19 protein-coding genes are annotated in these 25,185 nt (G+C 63.0%); 8 read left to right on the top strand and 11 right to left on the bottom strand.

Features of this window, described 5'->3' with window-relative positions:
• Window positions 1-144 precede the first annotated feature (144 nt).
• Window positions 145-3,345, top strand: coding sequence for a D-2-hydroxyglutarate dehydrogenase YdiJ (ydiJ, locus tag BLR71_RS02495; protein ID WP_092522719.1), 3,201 nt, complete (start codon window positions 145-147; stop codon window positions 3,343-3,345).
• Between the two features lie 266 nt (window positions 3,346-3,611).
• Complete coding sequence (locus BLR71_RS02490) at window positions 3,612-5,462, top strand: cation:proton antiporter (protein WP_092522717.1); 1,851 nt, start codon at window positions 3,612-3,614, stop codon at window positions 5,460-5,462.
• A 103-nt stretch (window positions 5,463-5,565) separates the two neighbouring features.
• On the opposite strand, the gene eat is transcribed toward BLR71_RS02490, so the two are convergent.
• The 3 genes from eat to BLR71_RS02475 form a co-directional block, all read right to left on the bottom strand.
• On the bottom strand, window positions 5,566-6,993 hold the full coding sequence (eat, locus tag BLR71_RS02485) for an ethanolamine permease (RefSeq protein ID WP_092522715.1): 1,428 nt from the start codon (window positions 6,991-6,993) through the stop codon (window positions 5,566-5,568).
• Window positions 6,994-7,061: 68 nt separating this feature from the next.
• On the bottom strand, window positions 7,062-7,895 hold the full coding sequence (gene eutC, locus BLR71_RS02480) for an ethanolamine ammonia-lyase subunit EutC (protein WP_092522713.1): 834 nt from the start codon (window positions 7,893-7,895) through the stop codon (window positions 7,062-7,064).
• A complete protein-coding gene (locus BLR71_RS02475; protein WP_092522711.1) occupies window positions 7,892-9,304 on the bottom strand; it encodes an ethanolamine ammonia-lyase subunit EutB in 1,413 nt (470 codons plus the stop codon). The genes eutC and BLR71_RS02475 overlap by 4 nt, the downstream gene beginning before the upstream one ends.
• Window positions 9,305-9,508: 204 nt before the next feature.
• Between BLR71_RS02475 and BLR71_RS02470 the strand changes: the two genes are divergently transcribed.
• Window positions 9,509-10,462, top strand: coding sequence for a helix-turn-helix domain-containing protein (locus BLR71_RS02470; protein ID WP_245696315.1), 954 nt, complete (start codon window positions 9,509-9,511; stop codon window positions 10,460-10,462).
• A 183-nt stretch (window positions 10,463-10,645) separates the two neighbouring features.
• Here BLR71_RS02470 and trpC read toward each other — a convergent pair whose 3' ends face one another.
• The 5 genes from trpC to BLR71_RS02445 form a co-directional block, all read right to left on the bottom strand.
• Window positions 10,646-11,512: an indole-3-glycerol phosphate synthase TrpC gene (trpC, locus tag BLR71_RS02465; RefSeq protein WP_092522709.1), complete on the bottom strand. Its 867-nt coding sequence runs from the start codon at window positions 11,510-11,512 to the stop codon at window positions 10,646-10,648.
• Between the two features lie 57 nt (window positions 11,513-11,569).
• On the bottom strand, window positions 11,570-12,589 hold the full coding sequence (gene trpD, locus BLR71_RS02460) for an anthranilate phosphoribosyltransferase (RefSeq protein WP_092522707.1): 1,020 nt from the start codon (window positions 12,587-12,589) through the stop codon (window positions 11,570-11,572).
• 44 nt (window positions 12,590-12,633) lie between these two features.
• Window positions 12,634-13,218, bottom strand: a complete 585-nt coding sequence (locus BLR71_RS02455; protein WP_092522705.1) for an anthranilate synthase component II — start codon at window positions 13,216-13,218, stop codon at window positions 12,634-12,636.
• 164 nt (window positions 13,219-13,382) lie between these two features.
• On the bottom strand, window positions 13,383-14,870 hold the full coding sequence (gene trpE, locus BLR71_RS02450; protein ID WP_092522845.1) for an anthranilate synthase component I: 1,488 nt from the start codon (window positions 14,868-14,870) through the stop codon (window positions 13,383-13,385).
• Window positions 14,871-15,183: 313 nt separating this feature from the next.
• Window positions 15,184-15,912, bottom strand: coding sequence for a phosphoglycolate phosphatase (locus BLR71_RS02445; protein WP_340147950.1), 729 nt, complete (start codon window positions 15,910-15,912; stop codon window positions 15,184-15,186).
• A 219-nt stretch (window positions 15,913-16,131) separates the two neighbouring features.
• On the opposite strand from BLR71_RS02445, the gene BLR71_RS02440 reads away from it, so the two are divergent.
• Together BLR71_RS02440 and BLR71_RS02435 are read left to right on the top strand one after the other, a co-directional pair.
• Window positions 16,132-17,433, top strand: coding sequence for an NAD(P)/FAD-dependent oxidoreductase (locus BLR71_RS02440; protein ID WP_092522702.1), 1,302 nt, complete (start codon window positions 16,132-16,134; stop codon window positions 17,431-17,433).
• 87 nt (window positions 17,434-17,520) lie between these two features.
• Entirely contained in the window at window positions 17,521-19,170 is a 1,650-nt protein-coding gene (locus tag BLR71_RS02435) for a dihydroxyacetone kinase subunit DhaK (protein ID WP_092522700.1), read from the top strand.
• Between the two features lie 97 nt (window positions 19,171-19,267).
• Here the strand turns inward: BLR71_RS02435 and BLR71_RS02430 are convergent, their stop codons facing one another.
• From BLR71_RS02430 to rpe, 3 genes are all read right to left on the bottom strand, one after another.
• Window positions 19,268-20,104: a mechanosensitive ion channel family protein gene (locus BLR71_RS02430; RefSeq protein ID WP_422730752.1), complete on the bottom strand. Its 837-nt coding sequence runs from the start codon at window positions 20,102-20,104 to the stop codon at window positions 19,268-19,270.
• 169 nt (window positions 20,105-20,273) lie between these two features.
• The gene (locus BLR71_RS02425; RefSeq protein ID WP_092522696.1) at window positions 20,274-20,555 is read right to left on the bottom strand and encodes a GIY-YIG nuclease family protein; all 282 of its coding nucleotides are present in this window, start codon (window positions 20,553-20,555) and stop codon (window positions 20,274-20,276) included.
• A gap of 8 nt (window positions 20,556-20,563) precedes the next feature.
• Window positions 20,564-21,250: a ribulose-phosphate 3-epimerase gene (gene rpe, locus BLR71_RS02420; RefSeq protein WP_092522694.1), complete on the bottom strand. Its 687-nt coding sequence runs from the start codon at window positions 21,248-21,250 to the stop codon at window positions 20,564-20,566.
• Between the two features lie 216 nt (window positions 21,251-21,466).
• Between rpe and ggt the strand changes: the two genes are divergently transcribed.
• From ggt to BLR71_RS02405, 3 genes are all read left to right on the top strand, one after another.
• Window positions 21,467-23,197 carry a gamma-glutamyltransferase gene (gene ggt, locus BLR71_RS02415; protein ID WP_092522692.1) on the top strand — a complete coding sequence of 577 codons (1,731 nt, stop codon included), beginning with the start codon at window positions 21,467-21,469 and terminating at the stop codon, window positions 23,195-23,197.
• An 89-nt stretch (window positions 23,198-23,286) separates the two neighbouring features.
• Window positions 23,287-24,498, top strand: a complete 1,212-nt coding sequence (locus BLR71_RS02410) for an MFS transporter (protein ID WP_092522690.1) — start codon at window positions 23,287-23,289, stop codon at window positions 24,496-24,498.
• Window positions 24,499-24,509: 11 nt separating this feature from the next.
• A complete protein-coding gene (locus tag BLR71_RS02405; protein ID WP_245696314.1) occupies window positions 24,510-25,136 on the top strand; it encodes a YajG family lipoprotein in 627 nt (208 codons plus the stop codon).
• Window positions 25,137-25,185: the final 49 nt, after the last annotated feature.

The raw sequence follows: 25,185 nt of genomic DNA, 5'->3' as shown, positions 1-25,185 counted from the left end.
CCGCTGCTTTCACCACGCCGCTGACGGGTGCACCTTCTGTCATGCTCCGGTAAAGTGGACCGCATTCCCTTATTACTGCCCACGCCAGGACATCGGCGACGATGCCGCGGTCAAGGGCAGCGACTCACGGTCTGATAGCGACTCATGATTGCACAACTGGATACCCTTGCCCGGCTCGACGCCGACTATCTACGCTTCATCGAGGCGCTGCGGGACGATGGATTCGAGGGCGAGATATCGCCCGACTATGCCAGCCGCAGCGTGCTGGCCACCGACAACTCGATCTATCAGCGTCTGCCACAGGCAGTACTCTATCCACGCCACGCCGAGGATCTCACCCGCATCGCCCGCCTCGCCGGCCAGGAGGCGCATCGCAAGGTCGTGCTTACGCCTCGCGGCGGCGGCACGGGTACCAACGGCCAGTCGCTGACCGACGGCCTGGTGGTCGATATCTCAAAGCACATGAACGCCATCCTCGACATCGACGTCGAGCGCCGTCAGGTGCGCGTGCAGGCAGGCGTGGTCAAGGACCAGCTCAATGCCGCCCTCAAGCCCCACGGGCTCTTCTTCGCCCCGGAGCTGTCGACCTCCAATCGCGCCACCATTGGCGGCATGATCTCGACCGATGCCAGCGGCCAGGGCAGCTGTGAATACGGCAAGACCCGCGATCACGTGCTGGAGCTCGACAGCGTGCTGCTGGGCGGCGAGCGCCTCACCAGCCGGCCGCTCGAAGGCGAAGCGCTGGAGGCGACCTGCGCCCGCGACGACCGGGTCGGCGAGGCCCACCGCACCGCCCGCGCCATCATCGATACCCAAGCCGGGCTGATCGAGGCCAAGTTCCCCAAGCTCAACCGCTGCCTGACGGGCTATGACTTGGCGCATCTCTATAACGACCAGCGGCAGTTCGATCTCAACAGCGTGCTGTGCGGTTCGGAGGGCTCGCTTGGGCTGCTCAACGAAGCGGTACTCAACGTGCTGCCGATTCCCAAGCACTCCACCCTAGTCAATGTTCGCTACTCGAGCTTCATGGATGCCCTGCGGGATGCCAAGGCGTTAATGGCGAGCCCCGCGGCCCCGACCTCCATCGAGACCGTGGACGACAAGGTGCTGGGCCTGGCGCAGCAGGACTTCGTATGGGACAGCGTGGCGGAGTTCTTCCCGGCCACCACCGGTGCGCCCAAGGCAGACAACCATCAAGACCAGGCCGACGATCAAGCCGAAGACGATACGGCGGTGGCGACGCGCACCGAAACGTCGATTCGCGGCATCAATCTGATCGAATTCAACGCCGACGACCCCGAGGCGCTAAAGGCCCGCATCGACGATTTTACCCGCCACCTGGAGGCGGACAGCAGCGTCGAGCGGCTGGGCTATACCCTGGCCGAGGGCCATGAGCAGATCAAACGCGTCTATGCCATGCGCAAGCGCGCGGTAGGCCTGCTCGGCAACGTCCAGGGCGAGAAGCGCCCGATTCCCTTCGTCGAGGACACCGCGGTGCCGCCGGAGCACTTGGCCGACTATATCGCCGAGTTCCGTGCCGCCCTGGATGCCCACGGGCTTACCTATGGCATGTTCGGCCACGTCGATGCCGGCGTGCTGCATGTGCGGCCGGCCATCGACATGAAGGACCCAGCCCAGGAGGCGCTGATCCGCCAGATCTCGGATGAGGTCGCCGAGCTGACCCACAAGTATCACGGCCTCTTGTGGGGCGAGCACGGCAAGGGCGTGCGTTCCGAATACGCCCCCAAGTTCTTCGGCGAGCTCTACCCGAGCCTGCAGCGGCTGAAGGCGGCCTTCGATCCGTATAACCAGCTCAATCCCGGCAAGATCGCCACCCCTCTCGCGGCAGAAGACGCTGAAGAGAACGAGGCGGGCGACGGCGAGCAGACGGTAAAATGGGTCGACCCGGGGCTGCTGGCCATCGACGAGGTGCCGACCCGGGGCCAGTACGACCGCCAGATCGACGAACGGGTCTGGCAGTCCCACGCCGCGGCGGTCTACTGCAACGGCAATGGCGCCTGCTACAACTACGATCCCGATGACGCCATGTGCCCCTCGTGGAAAGCCACCCGCGAGCGTGTCCAGTCGCCCAAGGGCCGTGCCAGCCTGATGCGGGAATGGCTGCGCCTGCAGGGACGCGCCGGCACCGACGTGGTGGAAGAATCGAAGCAGAAGAAGGTCGAGGGCCTCTGGGGCTTCGTTCGCGACTTCCCGGCCCGCGCCCGCAACACCTGGGCCAAGCGCCGCGGCGAGGAGGACTTCTCTCATGAGGTCTATGACGCCATGGCGGGCTGCCTAGCGTGCAAGTCCTGCGCCGGCCAATGCCCGATCAAGGTCAACGTGCCGGAGTTTCGCTCCCAGTTCCTCGAGGTCTATCACGGCCGTTACCTGCGCGCGCCACGGGATTACGTGATCGGTGGCCTGGAATTCATGGTGCCCTATCTCGCCCCGCTGGCGCCGCTCTACAACGCTGCACTCGACAACCGCCTGGTCGATCGTCTGCTCGCTGGTCCCGTCGGCATGGTCGACAGCCCCAAGCTCTCGCGGGCCAGCCTCAAGAAACAGCTCAAGGCCTGGGGCGTGGCAGAAGCGACCCCGACCTCACTTGGCCTGCTCACCGAGGCCCAGAAAGCCAACAGCGTGATCCTGGTCCAGGACGCCTTCACCAGCTACTTCGAATCCAAGCTGGTCATGGATGTGGTCGAGCTGCTCTCGCGGCTGGATATCAAGGTCTTCGTCGCGCCCTTCTCGCCCAACGGCAAGCCGCTCAACGTGCAGGGCTTCCTCGGCGCATTCGAGCGCACGGCAGAGCGCCAGGCCAAGAAACTCAAGAGCCTGGCAGACTTCGGCGTACCGCTGGTCGGTATCGACCCGGCGATGACGCTGACCTATCGCCAGGAGTACGTAAAAGCCCTGGGAGCGGATGCCGTGCCCGAGGTGCTGATGCTGCAGGAATGGCTGGTGTCGCTGGGCAAGCGCCTCAAGCCCCGTGGCGTCACGCTCAGTGATCCGGGCTTCAAGCTGCTCGCTCACTGCACCGAAAAGACCAACGCGCCGGGCTCCCCCAAGGCCTGGCAGCAGGTGTTCAGCGTCTTCGGCCTAGAACTCGAGGTACTCGCCAGCGGCTGCTGCGGCATGTCCGGTACCTACGGTCACGAGACGCGCAACCTCGATACCTCGAAAACCATCTATGCCCAGTCCTGGCAGCCCAAGGTCGAAGATCCCGCCAACACCGGCCGCTTGCTGGCGACAGGTTATTCCTGCCGCAGCCAGGCCAAGCGACTTTCCGACACCGCGCTGACGCATCCTCTGCAGGGGCTGTTGGAAACGCTGCGCGGCGCCTGATCAGGCGACACTGCCCTGCAATACGCCCGGCCACGCAAGGCCGGGCGGCTTGCTAGAATGCCCGTCACATTTTGCCTATCGCCCTTTTCTCGCTGGCCGCATGCTTCAACGCACGAGCCGCGCCATGCCGGGCATCATCGCCGGCCACTAAGCGCGCCGACAGCTTCCGTGTCATCGGGAACACATCGACACCGTTTAGGGTTTGCATGTGGCCTGCTGCAAAGATAGGCTTCGCGGCTTTCTGACACTCACCGGAGCATCCTCACATGGAGCATGCAGCTCTCCAACTGGCGGGAATCGGCCTACTGGCCCTGGTCTGCCAATGGATCGCCTGGCAGCTACGCTTGCCGGCCATTCTCACGCTGCTGGTCGCCGGCATCGCCGCGGGTCCTGTCACCGGCGTACTCGCCCCGGACGCCCTGCTCGGCGAGCTACTGTTTCCGCTGGTCTCACTGGCGGTAGCGGTGATCCTCTTCGAGGGTGCCCTGACCCTTAGCTTCCGCGAACTGGGCGGCCATGGCCGCACGGTGCGACGGCTGGTGACCTGGGGCGTGCTGATAACCGGGCTGATCGGCACTGGCGCCGCCTACCTGCTGCTCGACCTGTCCTGGCAGATGGCAAGCGTGCTCGGCGCGCTGCTGGTGGTGACCGGCCCCACCGTGGTGCTGCCGCTACTGCAGACGCTGCGCGCCAAGGAGAACCTGACCCAAATTCTGCGCTGGGAAGGCATTCTGATCGACCCGGTGGGCGCCATCGGCGCGGTGTTGGTCTACGAGTTCGTGGCGCTAGGGGGCTCGGTCGATGCCGGCAACGCCGCCGCGCACACGCTTCTGCTATTCGGCAAGACAGCGCTGATCGGCTTCGGGCTGGGCATCGCTGGCGGCTATCTGTGGGGCCTGGTGCTTCGCCACAATTGGCTGCCGCGCAAGCTGCACAGCTTCGGCACCCTAATGATGATGCTGACGCTGTACTCGATCTCCAACACCCTTTTCCACGAGTCAGGCCTGCTGACCGTTACCGTGATGGGGGTGTGGCTTGCCAACATGCGCGGCGTGCCGACACAGCCGATCATCGAATTCAAAGAGACCCTCTCGATCCTGCTGATCTCGGGGCTATTCATCCTGCTTGCTGCACGCCTCACCACCGACCAGCTGTCGTTGCTGACCTGGCCGGCCTGGGCCTTTCTGGCCGTGCTGGTAGCGGTGGCGCGCCCGTTAACGGTCTGGATATGTACCCTCGGCAGTGGACTCGACTGGCGCGAGAAGACGCTGCTGGCCTTTATCTCGCCTCGCGGGATCGTGGCCGCCGCCGTCGCTTCGCTGTTCTCGCTGCGCCTGACGAGCCTCAACATGCCCGGCGCCGAACTTCTGGTACCGGTAACCTTCCTGGTGATCATCAGCACGGTGGTAATGCAGAGCCTGATGGCGCGCCCGCTGGCCGGCCTGCTGAACCTGAGCCGCCCCACGCCGCGTGGCTTCCTAATCATTGGCGCCAACCCCGTGGCACGGGCAGTGGCCAGCACGCTGCAGGAGAATGGCTTCAAGGTATTGCTCACCGACAATAGCTGGGATGCCGTTCAGGAAGCTCGGACCATGGGCCTGCCGGTCTACTACGGCGACCCGCTTTCCGAACATGCCGCCCAGCACCTCGAGCTAACCGGCATCGGCCACTTGCTGCCGCTTTCGCCCTATCGGGAACTCAACAATCTGGCCGCGCTGCACTTCGAACCCCAGGTCGGCGAGGGAAAGGTCTATCGACTGGCCGTCAAGGCCGGCAAGAAACCGCAGCCCCGCCACGACCAGGCGCTGGGCCATCTGCCGGTGGCCTTCGGCGAAGACGTGACCTTTGCCCGACTGTCGAGCCTGATCGCCCGCGGCGCAGCCATCCAGTGCATGCCGATCTCCAGCACGACCAAGATCGAGGACTATCGCACCCAGCATCAGGATCGCCTGCTGCCGCTGTTTGCCTTCACCCCCGGTGGACGCATCCGCATCGCCACCGCTGAAGAGAGCTTCGTGCCGCGCAGCGGTGAAACCCTGATCGGGCTGACCTATGCCGAAACCGGCAGCGAAGTGATGGAAGCGCAGCGTACCGAACGCCGCCGCCCCGCCGCTTGAGGAAGCATCGGTTACTCCCCGCCACACGCAAAAGGGCTGCCAAATGGCAGCCCTTTTGTTTATTCATGAGGCCTTCGCGAGCGATGCTTGCTGGCCAGGCAGCCTAGGCATTGGCATGTGCCGTATCGGCTGTTTCCAAGGCGCTCTCGGCATCGGCCACCAGCGCAAACTCCTCATCGGCGGTCTTCGCCACCAGGGTGTTCTTGCTGTAGAAGAAGTAATACGCCGCGCCGATCGCAAACAGCACCAGGGTGTAGTTGAAGGCGCGCGGATCGAAGGCATAAACGCCGGACAGCGCCACCAGCGAAAGCACCAGGGCCACACCGGAAGTGATGATGCCACCGGGGGTCTTATAGGGGCGCGGCAATTCCGGGCGCTTCAAGCGCAGCAGGATATGGCTCAGCGCCATCAGCGCGTATGACAGGGTGGCACCCACCACCGCCATGCCCAGGATCAGATCGCCCTCTCCGCTCAACGACACCAAAAAGCCGAACACGCCCGGCACCACCAGCGCCCAGGTCGGCGCCTTGCGACGGCTGGTCAGCGACAGCACCTTGGGCAGGTAGCCGGCCCGCGACAGGGCGAACACCAGACGGCTGTAGCCGTAGATGATCGAGAAGAAGGAGGCGATGAGACCAGCAAGCCCCAGCACGTTGACCAGCGTGGCAAGCGTCGCATAGTCCGCGGCCTTGAGCGCATCCACCAGCGGCACGCCACTGCTGCCGATCACACCGGCACCGGCGGCACCGGCCAGCAGCACCACCACCAACAGCGCCGTAACGACCAGAAAGAGCATGGCGCCGATGATTCCCTTGGGCACATCGCGGGCGGGGTTCTTGGCTTCCTCAGCCGCCAGCGGTACGCCTTCCACGGCCAGGAACAGCCACATGCCGAAGGGCAACGCGGCCCATACACCGGCCCAGCCAAAGGGCATGAAGGCATTGGCGCCAACCGCATCGGTCGGTGCGATATCGAACAGCCGACTGGCATCGAACACGCCGACCAGCGCCAGCGCGGTGGCGATGATGGCGAACACGGCAAGGCCACTGATCACCATCATCACCTTCAGCGCCTCACCGACGCCGGCCAGATGAATACCGATGAAAATGGCATAAAAGAGCGCATAGACCACGGGGCCATTGATGCCCAGCAGTTCCTCAACGGCAGCCCCGATGAAAATCACGATGGCCGCCGGTGCCAGCGCATACTCGATCAGCACAGCGAGCCCGGTCAGGTAGCCCCCCGCCGGCCCCATGGCTTGACGCGCAAAGCTGTAGCCGCCCCCGGCAGCAGGAATGGCCGCCGACATCTCGGCAAGCGACAGTACCAGAGCGAAGTACATCAGTCCCATCAGGGCGGCGGCGATCACGAAACCACCCCAGCCCGCCTCGGCGATGCCGAAGTTCCAGCCGGCGAAGTCACCGGAGATCACGTAGGAGACACCGAGACCGGCCAGCAGTATCCAGCCGGCCGTGCCTTTCTTTAGCTGTCGTTTGGCCAGGTACTCCCGGTCAAGATTCGCGTCGTTCATGGGTACTACCTCACATCATTGTTATTGGAGATAAAGCGGGTGACGGATCAGGTCATCGGGGAACATCGTCAGGAAATCAGAAAGTTGCGAATACCTTGCGATGACTCGATGACATCATCCTGTGTTCGATCCTTGAGATTGACGCCGGACAGTCCCTTGGCCCGTGATTCACGCAGCAAGTACAGAAGCCGCCGACTGGCATCGTCGAAGGCGAGCCCTGCCGGGCGTATATTGGAAATGCAGTTGCGATAGGCATCGGTAAGCCCGACCGCCGGTCCCCATGTCATGTAGAGCCCGAGGCTATCCGGCGAGCTAAGCCCGGGGCGCTCGCCGATCAGCACCAGCACCGCCCGGGCGTTGAGCAATTCGCCGACCTCATCACCAATCGCGACCCGCCCCTGCTCGACCACCGAGAGCGGCGCCAGCGACCACACCTGGTCGTCATCGGCCAAGACCCGGGTCAGCGCCGCGAGAAAAGGCGCCGCATTCTGCTGAACGGCAAGCGACGACAGGCCGTCGACCACGGTAATGGCCAGATCGAAGGCAGGCTGTGCCGCCGCATCCTCTGCGCGCAGCCGCTGCACAGACGCCTCGTCGAGTCGCCGCCCCCAGTCCGGGCGCTGCAGATAGGTGAAGCGGTCGGGAACACGACTGTGAAGGCGTTTTATCGGCAGGCTCGCGCTGAGCCCATCCAGTGCTTCGAGGTCCTGGCACAGCACGTCGACATCCAATGGCAGATGCACGGCATCCTGGGCACGCGCGTGAGCCAACTGGAACTCCAGCGAGCATGCAGTCGGCAGGCTGATGCCGGCACGGCCAAGGCCAATGCGTGCATCGGTGAACTGGCGCAGATGATGCCAGGGGTTGTCCGTCACTGCCTGATCAAGGGGGTTATCCGTCATTGATTGGCTCCGGTGGCGGGCAGGTTGGCAAGCGAGCGGGCAAAGGAGCCCGGCAAGACGGAACTGGGCGCGTGCTTGGCGACGTCATCGAAGATCGCCATCTCACCGAGCCAGCGTTCGAACTCCGGGGCCGGCGACAGATCAAGCGCCCGACGCGCATAGAGCGCATCGTGGAAGGACGTGGTCTGGTAGTTGAGCATGATGTCATCCGAGCCGGGGATGCCCATGATGAAGGTGCACCCCGCCACCCCGAGCAGAGTCAGCAGGTTGTCCATATCGTTCTGATCGGCATCGGCGTGGTTGGTGTAGCAGATATCACAGCCCATCGGCACGCCGAGCAGCTTGCCGCAGAAGTGATCCTCGAGTCCGGCACGGATGATCTGCTTGCCGTCGAACAGGTACTCCGGGCCGATGAAGCCGACCACGGTATTGACCAGTAGCGGGTCGAAGTGGCGCGCCACCGCATAGGCACGTACCTCGCAGGTCTGCTGATCGAGGCCATGGTGGGCATTCGCCGACAGCACACTGCCCTGGCCGGTCTCAAAGTACATGACGTTGTCGCCCACGGTGCCGCGCTTGAGGCTTTTTGCTGCATCCTGCGCCTCGGCAAGCACGCCGAGATTGAAGCCGAAGCTGTCGTTGGTGGCCTGGGTGCCACCGATCGACTGGAATACCAGGTCAACCGGGGCGCCCTGCTCGATGGCCTCCAGGGTATTGGTGACATGCGTCAGCACGCAGGACTGGGTGGGAATCTGATACTTCTGGATCACCTCATCCATCAGCGTCATCAGCTTGATGCTCTGGGCAACGTTGTCGGTGGCCGGATTGATGCCGATCACCGCATCGCCGTTGCCGTAGAGCAGGCCATCGAGAATGCTGGCGGCAATGCCGGTCACATCGTCGGTCGGATGGTTGGGCTGCAGGCGAGTCGAGAGTCTTCCAGGCAGGCCGATGGTATTGCGAAAGGCGGTGGTCACCCGACACTTGCGCGCCACCAGGATCAGGTCCTGATTGCGCATCAGCTTGCTGACCGCTGCGGCCATCTCCGGGGTGATGCCGGCCTTGACGCGTGTCAGCATCTCGGGAGTGGCAAGGTCGCTCAGCAGCCAGTTACGAAAATCGCCCACCGTCAAATGGCTGATGGGAGCAAAGGCCTGGTTATCGTGAGTGTCGATGATCAGCCGGGTGATTTCGTCCTGCTCATAAGGGATAAGGTGGTCTTCCAGAAAGGTGGCCAGCGGCAGCTCAGCCAGCGCCATCTGGGCCACCACCCGCTCCTCGGCGGATTCCGCGATGACACCCGCCAGGCGATCCCCTGAACGCGCCGGCGTGGCTTTGGCCATCAGGTCGGCCAGGTTCTTGAAGCGATAGCATTGGCTACCCAGCGTGTAATGGTAGGCCTTGGCCATGATCGTCTCCCAGGATGAACCGGTTCGCCGGCGGCCTGAACAACTGCTCGAGGCCACCGGCGGAACGAAACTTGCTTGTATAAAGCGTAGCGACGACGCTTAGCGGAGCGTTATCACTTTCCGGCAAAACGGAATAACCAAATACAAACAAGTAGTTAGCTCATGAGGAAGGAGCATATGCCCCATGAGAGGGAGTGATGTGCCGTGTCGCTAGACCGCCAAGTAGCGCAGAATGCACCAAGGAGGTGCATTTGGGAGGCATGGGACGCCAACGAACACGCCCACAACCTGACCGGCTGGTCACAGGAGTATGACCAATTCAGCAAAGGCGCCTTCTACGGACGTATCGACGAGGTGCGCCTGACCGAGATGCAGGTCTTCAAGGAGTACACCAGCAATGCCCTTGGCCAGCAGTGCAACGTCTGGCCGGAATCGCTGTGGATCGGCATTCCCGTCGATGCCCAAGGATGCCGCATCAACGGCCATCGGGTGGGCGCGCATGAGGTGATGTGCCAGCCGGGCGGCCATGACTTCGAGCTCGTAACGCCGGACCGCTTCGGCATCTACGGCCTGGTGGTCAGCCGACAATGGTTGACTCGATCCGGCGCTGCCGCCGACGACCTGCTGACGTCAGCCCCCGACCGCCTGATGCGATTACAGCTACCCGAGCATACTCGCCAGGCGACTGGCTTTCTGATCGAGCGGCTGCTGGGCACGCAGAATGACCAGCTATCGGTGAAGGTCCATCAAGACATCCTGAGCCTGGCACTTGGCGAGATTCTGCGCGAGGAAACGCCGAATACCGACGAGTCGCCGAGCTATGCCCATCGCAAGCAGGTGGTAGACCGCATCAAGGCGCACCTGGACACCTGCCAGTCGCCCCCCGTCGCCCTGAGTGAGCTTTGCGAGATCGCCCACGTCAGCCAGCGCACCCTGCAGTACAGCTTCACCAGCATCCTGGGTATCAGCCCCATTCAGTTCCTGCGCCTGACACGCCTCAACCGGGTGCGCCGGCGCCTGAGAACCGCGCAAGCCGGCACCACGGTCAGCCAGGTCGCCGCCGACTGGGGCTTTTATCACCTGGGACAGTTCGCCCAGGACTATCGCCAGCTATTCGGGGAAGCGCCCTCGGTGACGCTGTCCCGCCATGCGGCCTGATCAACGCCCCTGTCGCTTTATCGCGAAAAAGCAAAGGACCCCGGCGATGACTCGCCGAGGCCCTTTGTTCACGCCAGATACTTTCAGCCAGATACTTTTACGCCAGACAATAGGGCTATCGCATCGCGTCAGCCATGCCTGCCCTACTCGAGAGCCGCCGGTGTAGCGGGCATCGAAACGCGCTCAGTAGAACATCGCCTGCAGCCCAGCGCCGGGATCCTCCACGCGCATGAAGGCCTCACCGACCAGGAAGCCATGCACGCCACGCTCGCGCATCCGCGCGACGTCATCGCGTCCATGGATACCCGACTCGGTAATGACCGTCACGCCCTCGGGAATCCGTTCGAGCAACTCGAAGGTGGTTTCCAGGCGGGTCTCGAAGGTGTGCAGATCGCGGTTGTTGATGCCTACCAAGGTCAGATCCAGCGCCAGCGCGCGCTCCAGTTCATCGGCATCGTGCACTTCCACCAGCACATCCATGCCCAGCGCCACGGCCTGGTCATGCAGCACCTTCAGGCGGGCGTCATCCAGCGCCGCGACGATCAACAGAATGCAGTCGGCACCGATGGCACGGGCCTCGACGACCTGGTAGCTGTGGGTGATGAAGTCCTTACGGATCACCGGCAGCCCACAGGCCTCCTGCGCCTCGGCCAAGTAATCCTCGTGCCCCTGGAAGAAGTCGGCATCGGTGAGCACCGACAGGCAGGCCGCGCCACCACGCTCGTAAGAGCGAGCGATATCGCCGGGACGAAAGTCCTCACGCATCACGCCCTTCGAAGGAGAAGCCTTCTTGACCTCGGCGATCACCGCCGGATCTCCCGCCGCGATACGCGCTTCCAGCGCGGCGACGAAGCCACGCGGCGGTGCCTGGCGAGCGGCGAGTTCGAAAAGTTCGTCCTCGCTGACGGCCTGACGGCGCTCGGCGACCTCTTCGTCCTTGCGTGCCAGGATGCGGGCCAGAATGGTCGGCAGGCCATCGCTCGACGGCTGGCCTTGAGACGAAGCGCTTGGCGAATGAGACCCTTGAGAAGGCGTATCTTGAGCTGTCATGTCAGAGGTTCCTAAATATGTACGGGCCGGATTACAGACCGACGCCTGAAGTCGCGATCAGGCGGCAAAGACGCGGGTGAAATCGGCAAGCTCCTTGAGCTTCTCCGCAGGCAGCTTAGAGGCCTGTGAGTCCTGAGCCATCAGCACGCCTTCCTTGAGCGTATCGGCAACACCAGAGGCATACAGCGCCGCCCCGGCATTCAGGGCGACGATATCGGCCGCCGGTCCCTCACCCACCAGCGACTGCTTGACCAGTGCCAGGCTCTCCTCGGCGGTCGTCACCTTGAGTGTACTGAGCGACTGACGCTCGATGCCGAAGTCCTCGGGGGTGATGGTGTACTCGGTGATCTCGCCGTTCTTGAGCTCGGCCACATGCGTCGGCGCCGCGAGCGAAATCTCGTCGAGGCCATCTTCGGCATGAACCACCAGCACATGTTCACTGCCCAGCCGCTTCAACACCTCGGCCATCAGCGGCAGCAGCTTCGCCGAATAGACGCCCAGCAGCTGGTTCGGCGCGCTGGCCGGGTTAGTCAGCGGCCCGAGAATATTGAACAGGGTACGCACGCCCATCTCTCGGCGCGGCCCTACCGCATAGCGCATGGCAGTGTGGTGATGGGGGGCAAACATGAAACCGACACCGACCTGATCGATACAGCGCGCCACCTGATCGGCGGCCAGGTCGAGATTGATCCCGGCGACGCTGAACAGGTCGGCACTGCCCGATGAGGAAGACACACCCCGGTTGCCGTGCTTGGCCACATGCGCGCCTGCTGCCGCGACCACAAAGCTCGACGCCGTCGAGACGTTGAACAGGTTGGCGCCGTCACCGCCGGTGCCGACGATATCGACAATATTCTCGCCATGCACCGTCACCGGAATCATCAGCTCGCGCATCACCTGGGCGGCGGCGCTGATTTCCTCTACTGTCTCGCCCTTCACGGAAAGCCCCACCAGGAAGCCGCCAATCTGGGCGTCGGTGGCCTCTCCGGTCATGATGGCGCGCATCACGCTGTGGGTCTGTTCATAGCTCAGGCTCTGGCCGCGCATCACGGCGTCGATCGCCTCTCGCATTTGCATCTTGTCTCTCCTTGCGATCCATGTCGTGGTGTGGCGATCAACGTTCAACCACGTTGCAGAAAAGTGGCCAGCAACTCGTGGCCCTGGCGGGTGAGAATGGATTCCGGGTGGAACTGCACGCCCTCGATATCCAGTTCCTTGTGCCGCAGCCCCATGATCAGCCCCGGGGTGACGTCGTCATCATCGACCCAGGCAGTGACCTCGAGGCAGTCCGGCAGACTGTCCGCGTCCACCACCAATGAATGATAGCGCGTGACCTCCAGCGGGTTTTCGAGCCCCGTAAACACACCGGTATTCAGATGGCGTACCTTGGAGGTCTTGCCATGCATCACCTGGGGGGCACGCACCACTTGGCCGCCGAACACCTGGCCAATGGCCTGGTGGCCAAGGCACACGCCGAGGATTGGCACCCGCCCGGCGAAATGACGAATGACTTCAAGGGAAATACCCGCCTGACTGGGCGTGCAGGGTCCCGGAGAGATCACGATATGGCTCGGCGCCATGGCCTCGATCTCGTCGATCGTGATGGCATCGTTGCGGTGGGTATCGACCTGCGCCCCCAGCTCGGCGAGGTACTGCACCACGTTATAGGTAAAGCTGTCGTAATTATCGATCATCAGCACGGACATGAATCGGTCTCCAGCATCCGCCTGGGCACTGCCAGGCGGTAGTCATCAGGCAAGTGGGATTCTTGCGGGCACGGATCAGGCAAGCGCGGTGAGCCTGCAATACAAGCAGGCCCGAGCCTTGAGCGCCCGGCTTACTCTGGGCTTATTGCGCCGCTATTCCGCACTTATTGCAGGTTATCCAGGCCCTGCTCGGCCATGGCTACGGCGCGGAACAGGGCACGGCCCTTGTTCAGGGTCTCCTGCCACTCGAGTTCAGGCACCGAGTCGGCCACCACCCCGGCACCCGCCTGAACGTGCAGTTGGCCGTCCTTGATGACGGCGGTACGGATGGCGATGGCGGTATCCATGTTGCCATGCCAGGAGAGATATCCCACGGCACCCGAATAGATGCCTCGCTTGACCGGCTCCAGCTCGTCGATGATTTCCATGGCGCGGATCTTGGGCGCCCCTGACAGCGTGCCCGCCGGAAAGGTCGCGCGCAGGACGTCCATGGCCGAAAGCCCTGGCTTCAGCTTGCCGGTGACGTTGGACACGATATGCATGACGTGGGAGTAGCGCTCCACCGCCATTTGGTCGGTCACCTTGACCGACCCCGTCTCGCTGATCCGCCCTACGTCGTTACGGCCCAAATCGATCAGCATCAGATGCTCGGCGATCTCCTTGGGATCGGCCATCAGGTCGGCTTCCAGCGCCAGATCCTCGGCCTCGGTAGCGCCGCGGATTCGGGTACCGGCGATCGGACGCACGGTCACCTCGCCGTCTTCCAGGCGGGTCAGAATCTCGGGTGAAGAGCCGACCACATGATGATCGTCGAGATTGAAGAAGAACATGTACGGCGACGGGTTCAGGCTGCGCAGCGCCCGGTACAGATCCAGCGGCGGGGCCTGATAGGGAATCGACATGCGCTGAGATGGCACGCATTGCATGACATCGCCCGCCAGCACGTATTCCTTGATCTTCTCGACGGCTGCCTTGAAGCCATCTTCGGTGAAGCCGGAGTTGAAGTGGCCTTCCTCGACGGCGCTCCTGCCGGTGCCAGGGCTCTGGGTCGTGATGGTGGCGCTACGCAGTTGAATCTCGAGGCGTTCGAGGCGTTCACGAGCCGTGACATAGGCCCCCTCGACCGCCGGATCGGCATGGGTCCAGAGGGTCAGGCGACCGGATAGATTGTCGAACACGACCAGATCATCACAGACCAACAGCAGGATATCCGGCACGCCCAGAGGGTCTGGCTTGTCGACGCCGGCAAGGCGTGGCTCAGCATAGCGCACGGTGTCGTAGCCGAAGTAGCCCACCAGACCACCGTCGAAACGCGGCTGATCGTCGAGCCGCGGCACCTTGAAGCGTGCCTGGAACTGTTCGATCCAGTCCAGCGGATCCTCGACCCGGCTCGCGCCCAGCACCTCGTCGTCCTTTAAATGGCGCACTTCGTAACCGCGGACTTCGATACGTTCGCGGCTGGGCAGCCCGATGATCGAATAGCGACCCCACTTCTCTCCCCCCTGAACCGACTCGAGCAGAAAGGTCCAAGGCGCGTTGGCCAACTTCAGATAAGTCGACAGCGGGGTATCGAGGTCGGCGAGAACCTCACGGGTTACCGGAATACGGTTATAGCCGGCATCTGCCAGCTCTTCGAAATGTTCGGGGGTCATCATGCCCGGCAGTTCCTTCAAGAATGAATCACTTAAGCGGGGGCGCTTATGCTTAAACAGAGGGGCGTGGCTATCGCATGGCTTTGCCGCATGCTGACGCACGTCTCACGCAGGATAGGTATCGATAATCGAGCGCGAGAACGCACTAGGCCGGCATCACCATCGCCAACGCTTGACGTCACGCATCAGGCCTTTGAGGCCGTGGCAACGAACATCTTGAGAGGAATGACGGGTGTCCGGCGTCATGAGGGAATCCGTTATGGCAGGATCTTATTGATTCGGCGGTTTTTATGCCGCCACACACGGATTCACACTAAACGAGTTCAGAAAGCGATTCAACTAGCACATCGGGATGACTGTCGAGCACCGATTCGCCGTGATTATAGCCGTAAGGTACGGCCAGTGTTCGAAAGCCCGCGCGCTTGCCTGCTTCGATGTCGTGGCGGGAATCACCCACCATCAGGCAGGCGTCTGGCGATACCCCGAAATACGCCGCCGCGTGCAGCAACGGGGTGGGATCTGGCTTCTTCTCGTCCAGCGAGTCGCCGCCTAGACATAGGCCAAAGCTGCCGGCCAGATCAAAGTGCTCAAGGATCGGAGCGATAAAGGCCTTGGGCTTGTTGGTGATCAGCGCCAGCGATAATCCGCTGGCGGCAAGGCCTTCAATGGCCTCGCGCACACCGGGATACAGCTTGGTGAATGCGACTGGCGAGGCATGGTAGTGCGCGAGAAAGCGTGCGTGGCAGGCCTCCAGTTCATCCGCCTCCACAGGTCTCTTCAGCGCATCGCCAAGAGCGCTCTCCACCAGGCGCCGTGAGCCGTTGCCCACCCAGTCTCTCACCCGCGCTTCACCGGCCGGGGGCATGCCCTGATCCACCAGGGAGGCGTCGAGCGCCGCCGCCAAGTCGGGAACCGAGTCGATCAGAGTGCCATCGAGATCGAAGGCCACCATTCGCATATCGCGAATCACGTCATGCATAAAAATTCCCTTTCCAATCAATGCGTTTTGTATGCCTGATGCATAAAGATCCACTTCATGCATGTAATATTACGAAAAAACATGATCAAAACTCGCCTTTGCCCATAGGCATATGCCGAGCAGAGGCATATCCTAGACATCAGCCGTCGCCGCTACCAGGTGGAGAGCCCTCGGGGATCGACGCTAGCGCATTGTCGCGCCCAGCATCCCTCATGAGACGCCCTGCCTGACTCAGGCGATTCTCGCGTTTCTCAATCTTCACATCCATCAACGGAGTGTCTCATGTCTCTACCACGCATTGTGGTGGTCGGCGGTGGCGCCGGCGGGCTCGAACTCGTGACGCGTTTGGGTCGCAAGCTGGGTAAACGCCAGCGGGCCGAGATCGTGCTGGTCGACCGAAACCCCACCCACATCTGGAAACCGCTGCTCCATGAAGTCGCTACCGGTGTCCTCGACTCCGGCCTCGACGAAGTGTCCTACCAAGGCCATTCCAAGGCCCACGGCTATCGCTTCCAACGTGGCACCCTGAGCAACCTGGATCGCGACGCCAAGAAGCTGACCCTGGCGCCGATTATCGATGACGACGGCGAAACGGTGGTACTGCCCTCCCGCGAGCTGGACTACGACTACCTGGTCATGGCACTGGGCAGCGTATCCAACGATTTCGGTACCCCTGGCGTAGCCGAACATGCCCACTTCCTCGATAGTCCGCACCAGGCGGAAGCCTTCCGCCATGACATGCTCAACACCTTCCTACGCTATAGCGACCCCGAACGTCGCATTCACCCCAAGCTGGCGGTGGGTATCGTTGGGGCCGGCGCTACCGGCGTGGAGCTGGCCGCCGAACTATATGGCGCCTCGAAGATGCTCAATAGCTATGGATTCACCTCGCTTGAGAGCACGCAGCTAGAGGTCCACCTGATCGAGGCGGCGCCACGCATTCTGCCGGCCCTTCCCGAGCGCATCAGCCAAGCGGTGCATAAGGAGCTCGAAAACCTCGGCGTCAATATGCACGTGGATACCAAGGTGACCTGCGCCGACGAAGAAGGCTTCATGACCGCCGACGGCACCCGCATCGAGACCGATCTCAACGTCTGGGCGGCGGGCATCAAGGCGCCGGAGTTTCTCTCCGAGCTGGGACTGTCGACGCAGCGTAACCATCAGCTCAAGGTCGAACGGACCCTACAGAGCATCGATGACCCGCATATCTTCGCCTTTGGCGACTGCGCCAGCTGCCCTCAGGAAGATGGCAAGACGGTGCCACCACGGGCCCAGGCCGCGCATCAGCAGGCGGGCACCCTCTTCCACAACCTGGTCGCCACCCTCAACGACAAGCCGCTCAAGGACTTCACCTTCCATGACCGTGGCTCCTTGATCTCGCTTGCCCACTTCGACGCCGTGGGCTCGCTGATGCGTGGCGCCTCCGCACGCTCGCTGTTTATCGAAGGGCGCCTGGCCAAGGTCTTCTATGCCTCGCTGTATCGCATGCACCAGCTCGCCATCCACGGCACCGTGAAGACCGGCATGACGGTCGTCGTCGATGGTCTCAATCGCTTCCTCAAGCCCAAGATGAAACTGCATTGACGGCCTCGAGAGGAACGAACAGTCTGAGCATGAGATGACACCTTGAATACGCGATCACGCCTTTGACAGGAAGGCCGGGGGTAAGACATGGATCGTTTCTACAACGCGCCGGAAAACGTCGTTGATGAAATACTCGGCGGTGTCGCGACCACATCGCCGCTGCGCATGGCCGAACCGGAAAGCGGTCTGCGCATCCTGATCCGCAAGGAGTGGGACAGAAAGGACCAGGGCCGTGAGCAAGTCGCGGTGCTCTCCGGTGGGGGCGCCGGCCACGAGCCCGCCCACGCAGGCTTTGTCGGCGAAGGCATGCTGACCGGAGTGATCTCCGGCAGCCTCTTCGCCTCCCCCAGCGTCGAGGCGGTGCTCGCGGCGATCCGTGAGGTCTGCGGCGACGCCGGCTGTTTGCTGGTGGTCAAGAACTACACCGGCGACCGCCTGAATTTTGGCCTCGCCGCCGAACGCGCCCGTGGCGAGGGGCTTGATGTCGCCATGATCATCGTGGCCGACGATGTGGCGATCGATAAGGCACCGCAGCCCCGCGGCATTGCCGGCACCCTGCTAATCCACAAGCTTGCGGGCTATCTGGCAAGCCAGAAGACGCCACTCGACGCGATCCGCCTCCAGGCCGAAACGCTGTGTGCCCAGATGGGCTCGATGGGCATGGCCCTTCGCCCAGCGGCTCAGCCGGGCCAGGACCCGGCGGCGCGCTCTCCGGAACTGGGGCTGGGCATCCACAATGAGGCCGGCACCCGCACAGTGGACCCGCAGAGCGCCGACGAGGCCATGCGCCTGGTGCTGGATCCCCTCCGCCTCCAGCTCACCGAGCGCCAACTGTCGGGACCCTGGATCGTCATGCTCAACGATCTTGGCGGTTGCTCGACGCAGGAACTCGGGGTGCTGGCCGATAGCCTGTTGCGTCAACTGGGCGTCGAGCAGGTCGCTCACTTGATCGGGCCAGCCCCGCTGATGACGTCGCTGGACATGCACGGATTTTCCATCACCCTGCTCTCGGTACAGGACGCCTTCGTGACCGCCCTTACGGCACCGACCCAGGCCCCCGCCTGGCCGGGACTGAAAACGGTCGCACCTCCCGAGTATTTCACGCCGGATACTCGGCAGGATCGAGATTCACTGAGCGACAATGCCCCACAGGACGAGGGCGTTAACGCCTTGCTTCAGCGCGTCATCGACACCCTGCGCCAAGCGCGTGAGGAACTGGACGCCCTAGATGCCAAGAGTGGCGATGGTGACGCGGGGGCCAGCATGCGCAGTGGGGCTGACTCCATTGCCGCAGCACTAGAGGCAAGGCGACTCGATACGCAGGCACTGCCGTCGCTGTTTGCCGGCATCGGACAGCTCCTGTCTCGCGACATGGGCGGCTCCAGCGGCGTGCTGCTGTCGATTCTGTTTACCGCTGCCGGCGCCGCACTGGACCGGCACGACACTCTCGGCACGGCCCTTGCCGCTGGCGTCGAGAAGATGCAGGCCTATGGCGGCGCCAAGCCCGGCGATCGCACCATGATCGATGCACTGGTGCCGGCAATCGAGGCCATGCAGCGTGGCGAATCCCTGCCACAGGCAGCGCAAGCGGCCCGCGATGGAGCAAAAGCCACCGCAGCGCTGACCCAGGCCAACGCCGGACGCTCGGCCTATGTGCCGGAAAGCGCTCTAAAGGGGGTGATCGACCCAGGCGCCGAAGCGGTCGCACGCGTCTTCGAGGCGCTGGCCTCTGCGTAGCACCTGACGGTAATCGCTAAACGCCGCCGATACGAAAAGGCCGCCGAGGATGCTCAGCGGCCTTTTCGTGTTCACAAGCAGAGCGTCAGCGCGGCCCTCAGAGGCCGCTCTGCTCACCCTTTTGCTCATCATGGTGATACACGTGCACGTCGCGCTGCGGGAAGGGAATGCTGATGCCCTCGGCATCGAAGCGCCGCTTGATCTCCTCGGTCATTTCCCAGTACACGTCCCAGTAATCACTGGCCTTGACCCAGGGCCGCACGATCCAGTCGACGCTGGAATCCAGCATAGCGCTCATGCGGATATTGGGCGCAGGCGATGCCAGCACCCGAGAGTCCTTGGCCACCACCTCTTCCAGCACCCGGCGCACGACATCGATATCGGCGTCATAGCCAACGCTTGCCACCAGGTCGACACGGCGCGTGTCATGGGACGAGTAGTTGGTAATCGCCCCGCTCATCATCTGGCCGTTGGGCACGATGATCTTGCGGTTGTCGCCGGTCTTGAGCTCGGTGGTAAAGATCTGCACGTCATCGATGGTGCCGGCCACTCCGCCGGCCTCGACGTAATCGCCGATTTTATAAGGCCTAAAGATGATTACCAGCACCCCGGCGGCAAAGTTGGCAAGCGAGCCCTGCAGCGCCAGCCCCACGGCCAAGCCGGCAGCGCCGAGCACCGCAATCAGCGAAGTGGTTTGAATACCGAGCTGGCTGATGGCGGCTAGGACCACCACGATCAGCAGCAAGGTTCTCAGGATGTTGCCAAGAAACTTGACCAGCAGCGGCTCGACCTTGGCACGCTCCATGGCCTTGATGCTTAGACGATGCACCACTGACGTCACCCAACGACCGATCACGAAGATGGCGAGTGCCGCCACCAGATCGATAGCAAAGCTAGCGCCAGTGGTCTGCAGGTAGGTGATAAGGGCATCCATTTCCATAGCGTTTCCTCGACGAATCAGGCGGCATGCACGCCGCCGGGGTGGTCAGATATAGTGATCAGCATCGGCGACATGATATCGCCAACAGGCACGGCAACCTCTTCGCTGCCGGCCGTTCATCCTTGTATAGAGCATCGCAGCCGTTATGGCAGCGTTTTGGCGCTCAATTCATATCAGTGTGGTCCGAGCGTCGCGCCTCGAGCCAGGCGCGTTTGCCGGCCGGCGACAGGCGCTTTACCTGCGCCTCGAGTCGCAGCGCATCGCCCCGCTCGCCGATGGCCTCATGGTGCAAAAGCGTCAGCGGCCCCTTGCCGCGCAGCGCCTTGGCACCGCGCACGCCCTCATGGTGCTCCTTGAAGCGCCTTGCCACATCGGTGGTAATACCGGTGTAGAGATGACCGGCGGCGGTTCTGAGCACGTAGAGGTGCCAGCACGACGATTCCATCGAGCCGCTCAGGTGTTTGCCAGTTCGTCGCGGAACGCCTGCATCACGCTGTCATAGTGGTGCGGGTCGTCGTTGCTGCGCGCCTTGAAAACGGCCGAACCGGCAACGAAGGTGTCGGCCCCGGCACGGGCGATTTCGGCGATGTTGTCGACCTTCACCCCGCCGTCGATCTCGAGGCGGATATCGCGGCCGCTGGCATCGATGCGCTGGCGCGCCTCGCGCAGCTTGTCGAGCGTGCCGGGAATGAACGACTGGCCGCCGAAGCCGGGGTTGACGCTCATCAGCAGCACCATGTCGAGCTTGTCCATCACGTAGTCAAGATAGTGCAGCGGCGTGGCCGGGTTGAATACCAGGCCGGCCTGGCAGCCGCCGTCGCGGATCAGCTGCAGCGAGCGGTCGATGTGATCTGAAGCCTCGGGATGGAAGGTGATATAGGTCGCCCCGGCATCGATGAACTGCCGGATCAGGTCGTCCACCGGCTTGACCATCAGATGAGCATCGATGGGCGCGGTGACACCATGCTTGCGCAGCGCCTCGCAGACCATCGGCCCGATGGTCAGGTTGGGCACGTAATGGTTGTCCATGACGTCGAAGTGGACGATGTCGGCGCCGGAGGCGAGCACGTCGTCCACCTCCTGACCCAGCCGGGCAAAGTCGGCGGAAAGGATCGAAGGGGCAATCTTGAAGTCGCGCATGGGACGAAATGACCTCGTGGGAGTCCAGTGAAAGCCGATCATTCTAACCCACGGCTGGCCGCCTTACAGACCCCCGAATGCAAAACCGCCCCGCCGGCGGGGTCCTATGCTGATGTCTCGCCTGATAGACGCTGTTTGCAGCTCGACTGCTGAGTCCTTGCGCCCCTTGCACATAGCAACAATAGTGGAGGAGGACACACCACCAAGGATACGGTCATGCCCCAGTTCCCAATGCGACGTTCACTAGCCCTCTGCCTATTCGTCGGCACCCTGTCACTCGCACCAGGTATCTTCGCTCAGGAGGCCATCCTCGAAGGTGAACGCTTCCACCCGGTGGTTGGCGAGCACGGCATGGTGGCCACCAGCCATTTCCTCGCCTCCCAGGTATCTCATGATGTACTGGAGGCGGGCGGCAATGCGGTAGATGCAGCCGTCAGCGCTGGGTTCGCCCTGGCCGTCACCCAGCCCCGATCGGGCAATATCGGCGGTGGCGGCTTCATGCTGATTTCGGATGAATCCAGCGGTGAGGTCATCGCCATCGACTACCGCGAGATGGCGCCATCCGCCGCCACCGAGACCATGTTCCAGGATGCCGACGGCAACGCGGTCACCGAGCGCTCACGCTTCACTCACCTGGCGGCCGGCGTGCCTGGAACCGTTGCCGGCCTGGCCATGGCCCTTGAAAAACACGGCACCATGAGTCTTGCCGAGGCCTTGGCACCGGCCATCGATCTGGCTGAAAACGGCTTTCCGCTGCCCCAGCGTTTTGTCGACGGTATTCGGGATGCACGGGCGAATTTCGAGCCCTGGGAGGCATCGAGAGCCAAGTTCTTCAAGGCAGATGGCAGTGACTATCAGGTTGGCGAGATCTTCCGCCAGCCGGATCTCGCCGCCACCCTGCAGCGCATTGCCGACAATGGCGCCCAGGAATTCTACGAGGGCGAGACGGCACAACTGATCGTCGCCGAAATGCAGGCCCACGACGGCCTGATCACCCTGGAAGACCTGTCCGCCTACCAGCCGATCATCCGCGAACCGAGCCACGGCACCTACCGCGGCTATGACATCTACGCCATGAGCCCGCCCTCCTCCGGCGGCGCCCATATCGTGCAGATGCTCAACATCCTCGAGGACTATGATATCGGCGCGATGGGCTTCAACTCCGCCGCGACCATCCATGTGATGGCCGAAGCCATGAAGCGCGCCTATGCCGACCGCTCCGAGTACCTGGGCGATACCGACTTCGTCGACGTGCCCCTCGATGGCATCACCGCGAAGGCCTACGCCGACGAACTGCGCCAGGGCATCAGCATGGACGAAGCCACCCCCAGCACCTCTCTGGCACCCGGCAACCCGCTACCCTATGAGTCCAACGAGACCACCCACTTCTCGATCGTCGACGACAATGGCCTGGCGGTGTCCAACACCTACACCATCAACTTCAGCTACGGCTCGGGGATCGTAGTCGACGGAGCCGGCTTCCTGCTCAACAACGAGATGGATGATTTCTCGGCCAAGCCAGGCGTACCCAACGCCTATGGATTGATCGGCGGCGAGGCCAACAAGGTCGAGCCCGGCAAGCGCATGCTGTCGTCGATGACGCCTACCATCGTCAAGAAAGATGGCGATAACTTCCTGATTACCGGCAGCCCCGGCGGATCACGGATCATCACCACCACCCTGCAGGTGCTGATGAACGTCATCGATCACGGCATGAACATCCAGTCGGCGGTCAGCGCCCCGCGCATCCACCACCAGTGGCTGCCGGACGAGATTCGCATCGAAGATGGCATCAGCCCGGATACGATCGCGCTACTCGAGGCCAAGGGCCATACCATCAGCCTGCAGGACGCCATGGGGGCTGCCCAGTCGATCATGATCCTCGATGGGGAGTATTTCGGCGGTGCCGATCCGCGGCGCTCGACCTCTTCGGCCATGGGGCTCTAATATTCCACGAGACCTTGCTCTAGGCTTTACCTTAGATTGACGGCCCGGCACCGCCGGGCCGTTTCATTTTCCCACTCGCTCTGGTGCTCATGCCCACCCTGATTCTTGCCATCGCCGAGCTGTTCGGCACCGCGCTTTGGTTCACGCCCAACGCCGTGCTTCCGGAGCTGATGACCTTATGGTCATTGGCCCCATCGGACCTGGGCTGGTTGACCGGCGCCGTTCAAGGCGGGTTCCTGCTCGGCACCCTGACCATCGGCCTTACCGGTCTCGCCGACCGCCTCGATGCCAGCCGACTCTTCGCCGCCTGCTGTCTGCTCGGCGCGCTCTCCAATGCCCTGCTGCCGATGGCCGGCGGCCTGGATATGGCGGTAACACTCAGGGTGATCACCGGCCTGTGTCTAGCAGGCATCTATCCGGTCGGCATGAAGCTGATGGTGGGCTGGACGCCGGGACGTAGCGGCGTGGGTCTGGCCTGGCTGGTCGGCATGCTGGTATTGGGCACCGCCCTGCCCCACGGCCTGCGCACCCTTACCGCTCTCGATGAGATCACCCTATCCTGGCGAGGCGGCATCTGGAGCGCGTCGCTGCTGACGGTGCTGGGGGGCGTCATGGTCTGGCGACTCGGCGAGGCACCGCGTCCGGCAGGTGCCAGTCCTGAGCCTGCGGCTAGCCCCAATGGTGGCACGAAGCCTGGCCTGCCCCTGGGTGGCCTCGCGGCCTTTCGCATCCGCAACTTCCGCCATGCTGCCGGTGCCTACTTCGGCCACATGTGGGAGCTCTACACCCTCTGGGCGCTGCTGCCGCTGATGCTCGCGTCACGCTGGCCGTCACTGAGCACCGCCGAGCTGGCCTTCGGCGCCTTCACGCTGATCGCCATTGGCGGGCCCTGCTGCTGGATTGGCGGCGCCTTTAGCACTCGCCTGGGCAGCCGCCGCGTGGCACAGTTCGCCCTGGCGGGCTCGGGCCTTTGCTGTGCGCTCTACCCGCTGCTGGGCGGGTTACCAGGGGGCGTGCTGGTGGGCTTCCTGGCGCTATGGAACGCGCTGGCGGTGGTCGATTCCCCGCAGTTTTCCGCGCTCTCGGCCAAGGCCTGCCCGGCCCATATCGTGGGCAGCGCACTCACGCTTCAAAACGCCATCGGTTTCGCGATCTCCATGCTATCGCTGCTGATCCTGATTCCGCTGTGGCAGCACACCGGCGCCTGGCTTGCCTGGCTGCTGTTACCGGGCCCCCTGCTCGGCCTTTGGTGCCTGCATGGATATACTCGGCAGCAAGACACGGCTTCCGCCTCTGCATAAGGACCTTGATCATGACACGACGCTTCCTCATGAAGACTCACCAATCGACTGCATGGCAGACAGCCTTGGGCCTGATGTTGATGGCTCTGCTGCTATCCATGGCCGGCTGTGCCAGCAGCCCGCAATACATCCAGGCCAACCCGAAGGTAAGCAGCGATCTGCCTGAAAGCGGCAGCGGGCAGGCGGTCACGCTGACGGTGATCGACGGCCGCGAAAGCGATGTATTGGGCAGCCGCAGCGGTGCCGTCATGGGCACCGACACCATCACCCTGCAGACTGCCGACGTACTCCCCCAGCTCGCCTCCCAGGCCGAATATGCGCTGCGCCAGATGGGCTTCACACCCACCGGCGACGCCGGTGCGCAGCGCCCACGGCTAACCCTGACCCTCAAGCGCCTGGATTATGCCCACGGCAACAGCCAGCCGCTGCTCGGCGAGGCAGAGCTCGAGGCGGTATTCGAGGCCGAGGCCCAAAATGGGGGCGAAAGCTATGTGGGCCGTTATACCTCGAGGCGCAACCAGTCCTATGCAGTGCGCCCCAACCAGGAAGACAACACCCAGATGATCAACGAGCTGCTAAGCGATGGCCTCGACAGGGCCTTCGGTGATCCGGCGATGGGGCAGCTACTGTCCCGCTAAACATTCGCGCTTGCAGACGAGAAAAGAATGCCCGGCCATGGCCGGGCAT

This window comes from Onishia taeanensis (assembly GCF_900100755.1).
GTDB classification, from domain to species: Bacteria; Pseudomonadota; Gammaproteobacteria; order Pseudomonadales; family Halomonadaceae; genus Onishia; species Onishia taeanensis.
The sequence above is the reverse complement of the archived record's forward strand: the minus strand, read 5'-3'. Positions and strand labels throughout refer to the sequence as shown.

What these genes read in the sequence shown, in the direction of transcription:
- ydiJ (WP_092522719.1), top strand. Translation starts at nt 145, where the DNA reads ATGATTGCACAACTGGATACCCTTGCCCGGCTCGACGCCGACTATCTA.
- BLR71_RS02490 (WP_092522717.1), top strand. Translation starts at nt 3,612, where the DNA reads ATGGAGCATGCAGCTCTCCAACTGGCGGGAATCGGCCTACTGGCCCTG.
- eat (WP_092522715.1), bottom strand. Translation starts at nt 6,993, where the DNA reads ATGAACGACGCGAATCTTGACCGGGAGTACCTGGCCAAACGACAGCTA.
- eutC (WP_092522713.1), bottom strand. Translation starts at nt 7,895, where the DNA reads ATGACGGATAACCCCCTTGATCAGGCAGTGACGGACAACCCCTGGCAT.
- BLR71_RS02475 (WP_092522711.1), bottom strand. Translation starts at nt 9,304, where the DNA reads ATGGCCAAGGCCTACCATTACACGCTGGGTAGCCAATGCTATCGCTTC.
- trpC (WP_092522709.1), bottom strand. Translation starts at nt 11,512, where the DNA reads ATGACAGCTCAAGATACGCCTTCTCAAGGGTCTCATTCGCCAAGCGCT.
- trpD (WP_092522707.1), bottom strand. Translation starts at nt 12,589, where the DNA reads ATGCAAATGCGAGAGGCGATCGACGCCGTGATGCGCGGCCAGAGCCTG.
- BLR71_RS02455 (WP_092522705.1), bottom strand. Translation starts at nt 13,218, where the DNA reads ATGTCCGTGCTGATGATCGATAATTACGACAGCTTTACCTATAACGTG.
- trpE (WP_092522845.1), bottom strand. Translation starts at nt 14,870, where the DNA reads ATGACCCCCGAACATTTCGAAGAGCTGGCAGATGCCGGCTATAACCGT.
- BLR71_RS02445 (WP_340147950.1), bottom strand. Translation starts at nt 15,912, where the DNA reads ATGCATGAAGTGGATCTTTATGCATCAGGCATACAAAACGCATTGATT.
- BLR71_RS02440 (WP_092522702.1), top strand. Translation starts at nt 16,132, where the DNA reads ATGTCTCTACCACGCATTGTGGTGGTCGGCGGTGGCGCCGGCGGGCTC.
- BLR71_RS02435 (WP_092522700.1), top strand. Translation starts at nt 17,521, where the DNA reads ATGGATCGTTTCTACAACGCGCCGGAAAACGTCGTTGATGAAATACTC.
- BLR71_RS02430 (WP_422730752.1), bottom strand. Translation starts at nt 20,104, where the DNA reads ATGGATGCCCTTATCACCTACCTGCAGACCACTGGCGCTAGCTTTGCT.
- BLR71_RS02425 (WP_092522696.1), bottom strand. Translation starts at nt 20,555, where the DNA reads ATGGAATCGTCGTGCTGGCACCTCTACGTGCTCAGAACCGCCGCCGGT.
- rpe (WP_092522694.1), bottom strand. Translation starts at nt 21,250, where the DNA reads ATGCGCGACTTCAAGATTGCCCCTTCGATCCTTTCCGCCGACTTTGCC.
- ggt (WP_092522692.1), top strand. Translation starts at nt 21,467, where the DNA reads ATGCCCCAGTTCCCAATGCGACGTTCACTAGCCCTCTGCCTATTCGTC.
- BLR71_RS02410 (WP_092522690.1), top strand. Translation starts at nt 23,287, where the DNA reads ATGCCCACCCTGATTCTTGCCATCGCCGAGCTGTTCGGCACCGCGCTT.
- BLR71_RS02405 (WP_245696314.1), top strand. Translation starts at nt 24,510, where the DNA reads ATGACACGACGCTTCCTCATGAAGACTCACCAATCGACTGCATGGCAG.